Origin of the sequence: Streptomyces sp. SID14478, from assembly GCF_010548525.1 — a bacterium.
Lineage (GTDB): Bacteria > Actinomycetota > Actinomycetes > Streptomycetales > Streptomycetaceae > Streptomyces.
In genome coordinates, this window is record NZ_JAAGMG010001386.1 from 1 (window position 1) to 9,814 (window position 9,814).

Annotated in this window: 7 protein-coding genes and 1 pseudogene; 3 read left to right on the forward strand and 5 right to left on the reverse strand. The window is 70.0% G+C overall.

Translation table 11 applies throughout. The features are described from left to right. Both G3I40_RS43995 and mscL read left to right on the forward strand, forming a co-directional pair. A pseudogene (locus G3I40_RS43995) lies at positions 1 to 219 on the forward strand (hypothetical protein); the annotation flags it as partial. A gap of 117 nt (positions 220 to 336) precedes the next feature. Beyond that, positions 337 to 795, forward strand: coding sequence for a large conductance mechanosensitive channel protein MscL (gene mscL, locus G3I40_RS44000; RefSeq protein ID WP_164560387.1), 459 nt, complete (start codon positions 337 to 339; stop codon positions 793 to 795). Positions 796 to 802: 7 nt separating this feature from the next. On the opposite strand, the gene G3I40_RS44005 is transcribed toward mscL, so the two are convergent. From G3I40_RS44005 to nirB, 5 genes are all read right to left on the reverse strand, one after another. After that, a complete protein-coding gene (locus G3I40_RS44005) occupies positions 803 to 985 on the reverse strand; it encodes a hypothetical protein (RefSeq protein ID WP_164560388.1) in 183 nt (60 codons plus the stop codon). 46 nt (positions 986 to 1,031) lie between these two features. After that, positions 1,032 to 1,835, reverse strand: coding sequence for a pyruvate formate-lyase-activating protein (gene pflA, locus G3I40_RS44010; RefSeq protein WP_164560389.1), 804 nt, complete (start codon positions 1,833 to 1,835; stop codon positions 1,032 to 1,034). 39 nt (positions 1,836 to 1,874) lie between these two features. Beyond that, on the reverse strand, positions 1,875 to 4,157 hold the full coding sequence (pflB, locus tag G3I40_RS44015) for a formate C-acetyltransferase (RefSeq protein ID WP_164560390.1): 2,283 nt from the start codon (positions 4,155 to 4,157) through the stop codon (positions 1,875 to 1,877). 279 nt (positions 4,158 to 4,436) lie between these two features. After that, positions 4,437 to 5,870: a NarK family nitrate/nitrite MFS transporter gene (locus G3I40_RS44020; RefSeq protein WP_203645903.1), complete on the reverse strand. Its 1,434-nt coding sequence runs from the start codon at positions 5,868 to 5,870 to the stop codon at positions 4,437 to 4,439. Between the two features lie 135 nt (positions 5,871 to 6,005). Next, on the reverse strand, positions 6,006 to 8,768 hold the full coding sequence (gene nirB / locus G3I40_RS44025; protein ID WP_164560391.1) for a nitrite reductase large subunit NirB: 2,763 nt from the start codon (positions 8,766 to 8,768) through the stop codon (positions 6,006 to 6,008). Positions 8,769 to 9,328: 560 nt separating this feature from the next. On the opposite strand from nirB, the gene G3I40_RS44030 reads away from it, so the two are divergent. Then, the coding region (locus tag G3I40_RS44030) for a CbiX/SirB N-terminal domain-containing protein (protein WP_275410346.1) at positions 9,329 to 9,814 on the forward strand (486 nt) is incomplete at its 3' end.

Here is a 9,814-nt window from a genome sequence, read left to right on the forward strand (position 1 = left end):
GACGTGGTGGCGGCGCGGGCGGACGGCGGGCCCGGGGTGCGGGTCCTCGCGTCGGGAGCGCGGGTGGCCTCCGTGCCGGAGCAGGAGCCGTCCCCCGACGGGCCGGACGAAACCTCGGTGGCGGGTGGGTCGTTGGTGGTCCTCTCGGTGGGGCGGGCGACGGCGACGCGGCTCGCGGGCGCGGGGGCCGTCTCCCGGCTGGCGGTGACGGTGTGGTGACGCGCGTCTCGTCAAGTCCCTCGATCGAGTTACCAAATTGGACAGGTCTGGTCCGAACTGTCGTAGGTTGCGAAGTCGTTTGCTCCGCATCCTGCGCACGTAAAGAGAGGCCTTCTGGTGAGCGAGAAGAACGAGCCGAGTCTGTGGGAGGGCTTCAAAGCCTTCCTCATGCGCGGCAATGTGATCGACCTGGCGGTGGCGGTCGTCATCGGCGCCGCGTTCACGAACATCGTGAACGCGGTGGTGAAGGGGGTCATCAACCCGCTCGTCGGCGCCTTCGGCACCAAGGACCTCGAGGGCTACACGTCGTGCCTGAAGGCCCCGTGCACGGGCGACCAGGGCATCACGATCCTGTGGGGCTCGGTCCTCAGCGCCGTCCTGAGCTTCCTCATCACGGCAGCCGTCGTGTACTTCCTGATGGTGCTGCCGATGGCCAAGTACCTGGCGAAGGTGGCCGCGCGCAAGGCGGCGAAGGAAGGCGTGCAGGAGACCATGGAGCTCTCCGAGCTGGAGGTCCTCAAGGAGATCCGGGACGCGCTCGTGGCGCAGCGCGGCTCCGGCCACACCGAGCCCTAGCGGCTCTTCACAGGTGGTGGGGCGGCTTCTCGTCGAGGAAGCGAGCCAGGTCGGCGGCGCTGTTGTCGCCGGCCGAGGGCCGCTCGCCCCATCCGCGGTCCGAGTCGTCGGCGGACTGCGCCGTCAGCGGATCGTCGAAGATCAGCGCGGCCTTGGGGTCGCGCGGCTCGGGGTCGGGGGCGGTACTCATGACTCCAGGGTACGTCGCGGGGGCGTCCCCCGGATCGGAGCGCGGCTCAGACCGCGGTGAGGCCGTGCGCCTCGAAGATCGACTTGGCTGCGGCGACCTGCTCGGGAGCGGGCGAGGGCGTGTCGTGCAGCGCGAAGGGCTTGCCGAGCGCCTCCCACTTCGCCTCGCCGAGCTTGTGGAAGGGCAGCACGTCGACCCGGGAGACGTTGCCGAGGGAGCCCGCGAAGGCGGCGACGCCCTCGACGTTGGCGGGGTCGTCGGTCAGGCCGGGGACGAGCACGAAGCGCACCCAGACGTCCTTGCCGAGGTCGGCCAGGCGGTGCGCGAAGTCGAGGGTGGGCTGCAGGGGGCGGCCGGTCACCTTCTTGTAGGTGTCGCGGTCCCAGGACTTGATGTCGAGCAGGACCAGGTCCACGTCGCGCAGCAGGGCGTCGGTGGCGCGGACGCCGAGGAAGCCCGAGGTGTCCAGGGCGGTGTGCAGGCCCAGTTCGTGCTTGAAGCGGTGCAGGAGTTCACCGGCGAAGACGGGCTGGAGCAGGGGTTCACCGCCGCTGATGGTGGCGCCGCCGCCCGCCGCCTCGATGAACCGGGTGTACTTGGCGGCCTCCGCGACGATCTCGTCGGCCGAGGTGCGCTTGCCGTTGCGCATCTTCCAGGTGTCGGGATTGTGGCAGTACAGGCAGGTCAGCGGGCAGCCCGAGAGGAACGTCACGAAGCGCGTGCCCGGTCCGTCGACGCCGGTCGACAGGTCCCAGGAGTGCACCGAGCCCTCGGTGGGGCGGTGCGTCGCGGCGGCGGCCGGGGTGGCGGCGGCGTTCGCGGTGAGGTTCTGGGTGAGCAGCACGGTCATGGCGTTCCTCCTCGGACTGCCTCGGTCAGCCGGACCGGCTCACAGGGAGCCGTGGAAGGTGCGGTTGATGACGTCCAGCTGCTGCTCGCGCGTCAGGCGGACGAAGTTCACCGCGTACCCGGAGACCCGGATGGTCAGCTGCGGGTAGTTCTCCGGGTGCTCCATGGCGTCCTCCAGGGTCGCCTTGTTCAGGACGTTGACGTTCATGTGGAAGCCGTCGCTGGCCATGAAGCCGTCGAGTACGCCGGACAGGTTGCCGATCCGCTCCTCGGGGGTGCGGCCGAGCGCGTCCGGGGTGATCGTGTTGGTCAGCGAGATGCCGTCCTCGGCGTCGTCGTAGGGCAGCTTCGCGACCGACAGCGCGGAGGCGATGTAACCGTGCTCGTCGCGCCCGTTCATCGGGTTGGCGCCGGGGGCGAACGGGGCGCCGGCGCGGCGGCCGTCGGGGGTGTTGCCGGTCTTGGTGCCGTAGACGACGTTCGAGGTGATCGTCAGCACGGACTGCGTGTGGACCGCGTTCCGGTACGTCGGGTGCTTGCGGATCTTCTCCATGAAGCCGTGGACGATGGACTTGGCGATCTCGTCGGCGCGGTCGTCGTTGTTGCCGTAGGCCGGGTAGTCGCCCTCGATCTCGTAGTCGACGGCGAGGCCGGTCTCGTCGCGGACGACCTTGACCTTCGCGTACTTGATGGCCGACAGGGAGTCCGCGGCGACCGAGAGGCCGGCGATGCCGCAGGCCATGGTGCGCAGGATCTCCTTGTCGTGCAGGGCCATCTCGATGCGCTCGTAGGCGTACTTGTCGTGCATGTAGTGGATGACGTTGAGTGCGTGCACGTACGTCTTGGCGAGCCAGCCGAGCATCGCGTCGTACTGCTCGGCGACGGTGTCGTAGTCCAGGTAGTCGCCCTCGATGGGCGTGAAGCCCTCGACGACCCGCTTGCCGGACTTCTCGTCGCGGCCGCCGTTGATCGCGTAGAGGAGCGCCTTGGCGACGTTGACGCGGGCGCCGAAGAACTGCATCTGCTTGCCGACGGCCATCGCGGAGACACAGCAGGCGATGGCGGTGTCGTCGCCGTACTTGGGGCGCATCAGGTCGTCGGACTCGAACTGGATGGCCGAGGTGTCGATGGCGACCTGGGAGGCGAAGTCCTTGAAGCCCTTGGGGAGTTGACGCGCCCAGAAGACGGTGAGGTTCGGCTCGGGGGCCGGGCCGAGGTTGTAGAGGGTCTGCAGGGCACGGAACGTGGTGCGCGAGACGAGCGGGCGGCCGTCCTCACCGATGCCGGCCATCGACCAGGTGACCCAGGTGGGGTCGCCGGAGAAGCCTTCGTTGTACTCGGGGGTGCGCAGGAAGCGGACGATGCGGAGCTTGATGACGAAGTCGTCGATGAACTCCTGGGCCTCGGACTCGGTGAGGAGACCGGCCTCGATGTCGCGCTGGAGGTAGATGTCGAGGAAGTTGTCGATGCGGCCGATCGACATGGCCGCGCCGTTCTGCTCCTTCACGGCCGCGAGGTAGGCGAAGTACAGCCACTGGACGGCCTCGCGGCCGGTGGTGGCCGGGCCGGAGATGTCGTAGCCGTACGACATCGCCATGGCCTTGAGCTCGTTCAGCGCCTTGATCTGCTCGGAGATCTCCTCGCGGTCGCGGATCACGTCCTCGGTGGGCCACTCGGCGCCGGCCTTGTCCTTGTCGGCCTGCTTGGCGGCGATGAGCCGGTCGACGCCGTAGAGGGCGACGCGGCGGTAGTCGCCGATGATGCGGCCGCGGCCGTAGGCGTCGGGCAGGCCGGTGATGATGCCGGAGGAGCGGCAGGCGCGGATCTCGGGGGTGTAGGCGTCGAATACACCTTCGTTGTGGGTCTTGCGCAGGTGGGTGTAGATGTCGCGGACCTCGGGGTCGGCCTCGTAGCCGTAGGCGTTGAGGGCGCCCTCGACCATGCGCCAGCCGCCGTTGGGCATGATGGCACGCTTGAGCGCGCCGTCCGTCTGGAGGCCGACGATCAGGTCCTTGTGGTCGGCGGGCGTGCCGTCGATGTAGCCCGGCTTGAAGGCGTCGATCCGGGACGGGGTCTTCACGTCCACGTCGTAGATGCCGCGCTCGATCTCCGTCGGGAACATCTCAAGCAGCTTGTCCCACACGGCGGTGGTGCGCTCCGTCGGGCCGGCGAGGAAGGAGCCGTCGCCCTCGTAGGGGGTGTAGTTCTGCTGGACGAAGTCACGGACGTCGATGGCGTCCCGCCACAGGCCTCCCTTGAAGCCGTCCCAGGCCTCGCCGTGCGTCGTCTTTTGCGCCGTCTTCTCTGCGGGAGTGGCAGTCATCGCCGACACCTTCCCCATCTCTTCGACCGGTTCGTTGCGTTCTTTGCTACGTCTTCATTGGACTCCCGCCGGGCCGATCCGGGGGGCCGCAATGGTCCTGATCTCGGGACCATTGGGCCTTGTTCCGGCCCGACGCCGGCGGGCACTGCATCTCTGACCTGGTCTTTCCTCAAGGACTTTCGACCTAAGTTCGCTTGTGAACGCATTCACAAGAATTTCGTCGAATTTCCGTGGTACAGGTCGAGAGGGAGGGGGTTCCGGGCCTTTTCGACCCGGGGATCAGCTGGGGGACTCGGCGCCCTTGCGGGCGTAGAACCACCAGCAGACGACGATGCACGTGGCGTAGAAGCCCACGAAGCACCACAGGGCGCTGGTCACCGCGAAGTTGGCGAACATCGCCGGGATGAAGAAGAAGCCGTACGCGGCGATCGCCGAGGTGAAACCGGTGACCGCACCGGACTCCATCTCCGCCTGCTTCAGCGCCTTCGTGTGCGCGGGGGTGCCCTCGGTCAGGCCCTTCAGGTGCTGGCTGCGGAAGATCACGGGGATCTGGCGGAACGTGGAGCCGTTGCCGAGGCCGCTGAAGAGGAACGCCAGGTAGAAGCAGGCGAGGAAGCCCCAGAAGGAGCCGCCCGCACCGTTCGAGGGCATGAAGTTGATGACGCCGATGATCGACGCGGCCATGCCGACGAACGACAGGATCGTGACGCGCGCGCCGCCCAGCTTGTCGCCGAGCCAGCCGCCGCCCCAGCGGGCGAGGGCGCCGACGGCCGGGCCGATCCAGGCGTAGGTGGCGGCCGTGTACGCGGCGTCGATCGGCGTCCACGTGGTCTTGATCAGCATCGGCAGGGCGGCGGCGAAGCCGATGAAGGAGCCGAAGGTGCCGACGTAGAGCCAGGTCATCAGCCAGTTGTGCTTGCGCTTGAAGATGACCTTCTGCTGCTTGAAGGGCGTGGAGGCGACCTTCAGGTCGTTCTGGCCGAACCAGGCGATGACGGCCAGGACCACCAGGACGGGGACCCACAGGAACGCGGCGTTCTGCAGGTAGACCGGGGTGCCGTCGGCCTTGTGCTGGGCGGAGCCGAGTGCGATGACCGAGCTGGTGATGACGATCGGGGTGAGCAGCTGGACGACGGAGACGCCGAGGTTGCCGAGGCCGCCGTTGATGCCGGTCGCGTTGCCCTTCTCGCGCTTGGGGAAGAAGAAGCCGATGTTCGCCAGCGAGGAGGCGAAGTTCGCGCCGCCGAAGCCGCACAGTGCGGCGATGGCGACCATCACGGCGTACGGGGTGCCGGTGTTCTGGACGGCGAAACCGAGCCAGATCAGCGGGATCACCAGGACCAGAGTGGACAGCGCGGTGAAGCGGCGCTGGCCGATGCGCGGGCCGAGGAACGTGTAGAAGATCCGGGCGGTGCCGCCGGTGAGGCCCGGCACGGCGGTCAGCCAGAACAGCTGCGAGGTGCTGAAGCTGAAGCCGACGTCGGCGAGGTTCGTGGCGGTGACGCTCCACACCTGCCACACCACGAAGGCGACCAGGAGGGCGGGGACGGCGATCCACAGGTTGCGGGTGGCGACCCGCTTGCCCACGGACTTCCAGAACAGTTCGTTCTCGGGTTCCCAGTCGGAGATGGCCCGGCCGGGCCGGTACTGCTGGGGGTCATAGGAACGGGTGACGTCGTCGACCACGGCGGCGTCCCGGACAGCAGGACTCATGGCGTGTTCCTGGAGGTGAGAAGGGTTTTCCTTGCTCTTCCAGAATCCCGCCGGGATAAGTGGGGTGTAAGGGGCGTTGGTCGCCGTGCGGGCCTTCCAAAGGTCAAGGTCGCCGCACGACCAAGGTCCCTCGGCTCACCCCGCGTTGGGGACCTCGTGGACGGCCAGGCGCACGGCGGGGTCGTCCAGACACGCGCCGGTACGCAGATCGAACTCCTGCTTGTGCATCGGGGACGCGACGACGGGGGCGCCGGCGCGGGTGCCCATGATGCCGTTCGCGATCACGTCGGCGCCGGAGAAGGGGTCACGGTCGTCGACCGCGTAGACCGTGCCGTCGGCGTCCTTGAAGAGCGCGGCCTCGGTGCCGTCGGGCAGTACGGCGGGGCGGCCGCGGCCCGGCTCCAGGAAGCTCGGGTCCGCCGTGAAGCGCTCGAAGCGGGCGAGGGCGGCCGGGTCGTCGAGGACGGCCTGCCACTCGTCGCGGTACGCGGCGACGTGCCGGTCCATCTGGTCCTCCAGCTCGGCGCAGATGCCGAGGGAGTCCTCGATCAGGACGGACTTCAGGTGGTCGACGCCGCCGATCCGTTCGAACCAGGGGGCGGTGCGCTCCAGCCGTTCGCCGGTGCGCACGTAGTACATAAGGAACCGGTCGGTCAGGCGCAGCAGTTCGGCCGCGGACAGGTCGGTGGCGAGGAGGTCGGCGTGGCGCGGGGTGGTGCCGCCGTTGCCGCACACGTAGAGGTTCCAGCCGCCGGCGGTCGCTATGACGCCGATGTCCTTGCCGCGGGCCTCGGCGCACTCGCGCAGACAGCCGGAGACGCCGCCCTTGATCTTGTGCGGGGTGCGCAGGCCGCGGTAGCGCAGCTCCAGGTCGATGGCGAGCCGGACCGAGTCCCCCTGGCCGAAGCGGCAGAACTTGGAGCCCACGCAGGATTTCACCGTGCGCAGCGACTTGCCGTACGCCTGCCCGGACTCCAGGCCGACGTCGACCAACCGCCGCCAGATGGTGGGCAGTTGCTCCTTCTTCGCGCCGAACAGGTCGATGCGCTGACCGCCGGTGATCTTCGTGTAGAGGCCGTGGTCGCGGGCGACCTCGCCGATCGCGATGAGCTGCTCGGCGGTGATCTCGCCGCCGGGCACGCGCGGGACGACGGAGTAGGTGCCGTCCTTTTGGAGGTTGGCCAGGTAGAGGTCGTTGGAGTCCTGGAGGGCGGCTTGTTCGCCCTGGAGGATGTGGGTGAGGCCGAGTTCGGGGGCGAGGGTGCCCAGGATGTTGGCGACGACCGGCTTGCAGACGGTGCAGCCGTCGGCGGCACCCCTGTCGCCTCCGGCGCCCGCGCCGTGCCTGGCCATCAACTCGCTGAAGGAAGCAGTGCGTTCGGTGCGGATCACGTCGTAGATCTCGGCGCGGGTCAGGGTGAAGTGCTCGCACAGGCCGGGGGTCACCTCGACCCCGGCGGCGACGAGTTCGGCGTCGAGCACTGCCTGGAGCGTGCCGACGCAACCGCCGCAGCCCGTGCCCGCCTTGGTGCAGCGCTTGATGCCGCCGATATCGGTGAGGCCCTCGGCGGTGACGGCGTCGCGGACGGCGCCCTTGGTGACGTTGTGGCAACTGCAGATCACCGCGTCGTCGGGCAGGGAGTCGGCGCCGAGGACGCCCGCGCCGCCCTCGCCGGTGGCCGGGAGGATGTACGCCTCGGGGGCGGCGGGCAGGGTGCGGCCCGCATGCGGCTTGAGGGTTCCGTACGCGTCGGCGTCGCCGACCAGGATGCCGCCGATGAGGCGGCCGTCGGGGCCGAGGACGAGCTTCTTGTAGACGCCCTCGCGGGTGTCGGAGAAGACGACCGCCATCGCCTCGCCGCCCTCGCTCCCGTGGGCGAAGGGGTCACCGAAGGAGGCCACGTCCGCGCCGAGGAGTTTCAGCTTGGTGGACGTGTCGGCGCCGGTGAACGTGGTGGTGCCCGCGCCCGCGAGCGCGTCGGCGGCGGCCTCGGCCATCTGATAGCCGGGGGCGACCAGCCCGTAGACACGGCCGTCGGCACTCTGGGCGCACTCGCCGATCGCGTAGATGTACGGGTCCGTGGTCCGGCAGTGCCCGTCGACGACGACGCCGCCGCGGTCGCCGACGGCGAGGCCCGCCTCACGGGCCAGCCGGTCGCGGGGACGGACCCCGGCCGAGAAGACGACGAGGTCGGCATCGAGGGTCCGGCCGTCGGTGAGGTGCAGGGCACGCGCCGAGCCGTCGGTGTCGGTCTCGACGGCACGGGCGCCGACGCCGGTGTGCACGAAGACGCCCATCGACTCGATGGTGGCGCGCAGCGCGGCGGAGCCGCCGTCGTCGACCTGCAGCGGCATCAGACGCGGGGCGAACTCGACGACGTGCGTGGCCAGGCCGAGGGTGCGCAGGGCGCCGGCCGCCTCCAGGCCGAGGAGGCCGCCGCCGATGACGACGCCGGTGCGGTTCTCTTCGCGGGCGGCGTACGCGGTGAGGGACTCGACGTCGTACAGGGTCCGATAGGTGAAGCAGCCGGGGGCGTCGGCGCCGTCGATCGGCGGGACGAAGGGGTACGAGCCGGTGGCCAGGACGAGGGCGTCGTAGGACACGGCGGCGCCGGACGTGGTGGTGACGACGCGGGCGGCGGTGTCGATGTGCTCGGCCGGGTCGCCCAGGCGCAGGTCGATGCCGTGCCGCTCGAGGAACTCGGGGGTGCAGAGGGAGAGTTCGGCGGGGTCCGTACCGGTGAAGGCGGAGGAGAGGTGGACGCGGTCGTAGGCGGGGCGGTCCTCTTCCGCGAGGACGGTGACGTGCCAGGTGCGCAGGGCGTCGCGTTCCGCGAGGAGCTGGAGGAGGTGGTGGCCGACCATGCCGTGGCCTATGAGTACCAAGTGGTGGGGCATGGCGGGCGCTCCGGGGGTGCGGGGGGTTTCGGGGTGCTGGGCGGGCTCGGGGTGTTGAGCGGGCTCGGGGTGCCGGGCGGGCTCAGGGCGCGGGGTGCGTCCAGGGTCCCGGACGTACCCAGGGTCCCGGGCGGGCTCAGCACGCTGGACGCGTCCAGGGCCTCGGGCGTACCCAGGGTCCCGGGCGGACTCAGCACGCTGGACGCGCCCAGAGTGCTGAGTGTGCCCAGAGTCTCGGGCGTACCCAGAGTGCGGAGTGCGCCCAGAGTCCTGGGTGTGCCCAGAGTGCTGGGTGTCGACGGTGTTCTCGGAGTCGACGTTCTCGACGGTAGGCCCGGAGCAGGGGGCTGGGCCGCCGATTTGGGCCCCTCACGGCGGGACCAACGGCCCCCTGGGCCAGGGCCTTTGCCGCAGGTCCGGGGGTGTCGCATCGGCGTAGCGTCGAGTGCAGCGGGCCGCACCCGACCTCACAGCGGCCCGCACGAAGCGGCTTCCGGGTCGCGGGGTGCGCGACACCATCCCGCGGCCCGGACCCGCTCGCCCCCTGAGGAGCGTGCGTCATGTCTCTCGTTCTCGCCGTGCACGGCAGTGCGCTGCCCGCCGCCGGAGCCACCGTGGGGCGGTTGTGCGCGGCGGTCGAGGCGCGGCTGGGAGAGCGGCCGGCGGTCGGGCATCTCGATCATCAGATCCCTTCGCTCAAGCACGCGTTGCGCAGAGACCGGAAAGACGCCGCGGGCGGGCCGACCGTCGTCGTGCCGCTGTTGCTCGGGGACGGGTTCCATCGCACCGTCGACATCCCGGCGGTCGTCGCCGCGCACGGCGGCCCCGGGTGTGTGCTGACGCCGAGCCTGAGCGGCGCGGCCGAGGTCGACGTGGCGTTGGAGGCGCGGTTGACGGCGGCCGAGGCGGAGGCAGGCGGGGGTGTGGACGCGCTGGTGTTCGCGGCCGCCGGTTCGTCGCGGCCCGGCGGGAACGGCGGGGCGCTGCTCGCCGCCCGACGGCTCGCCGAGCGGCGACCGGGGACACCCGTGGTGACGGCGTACTGC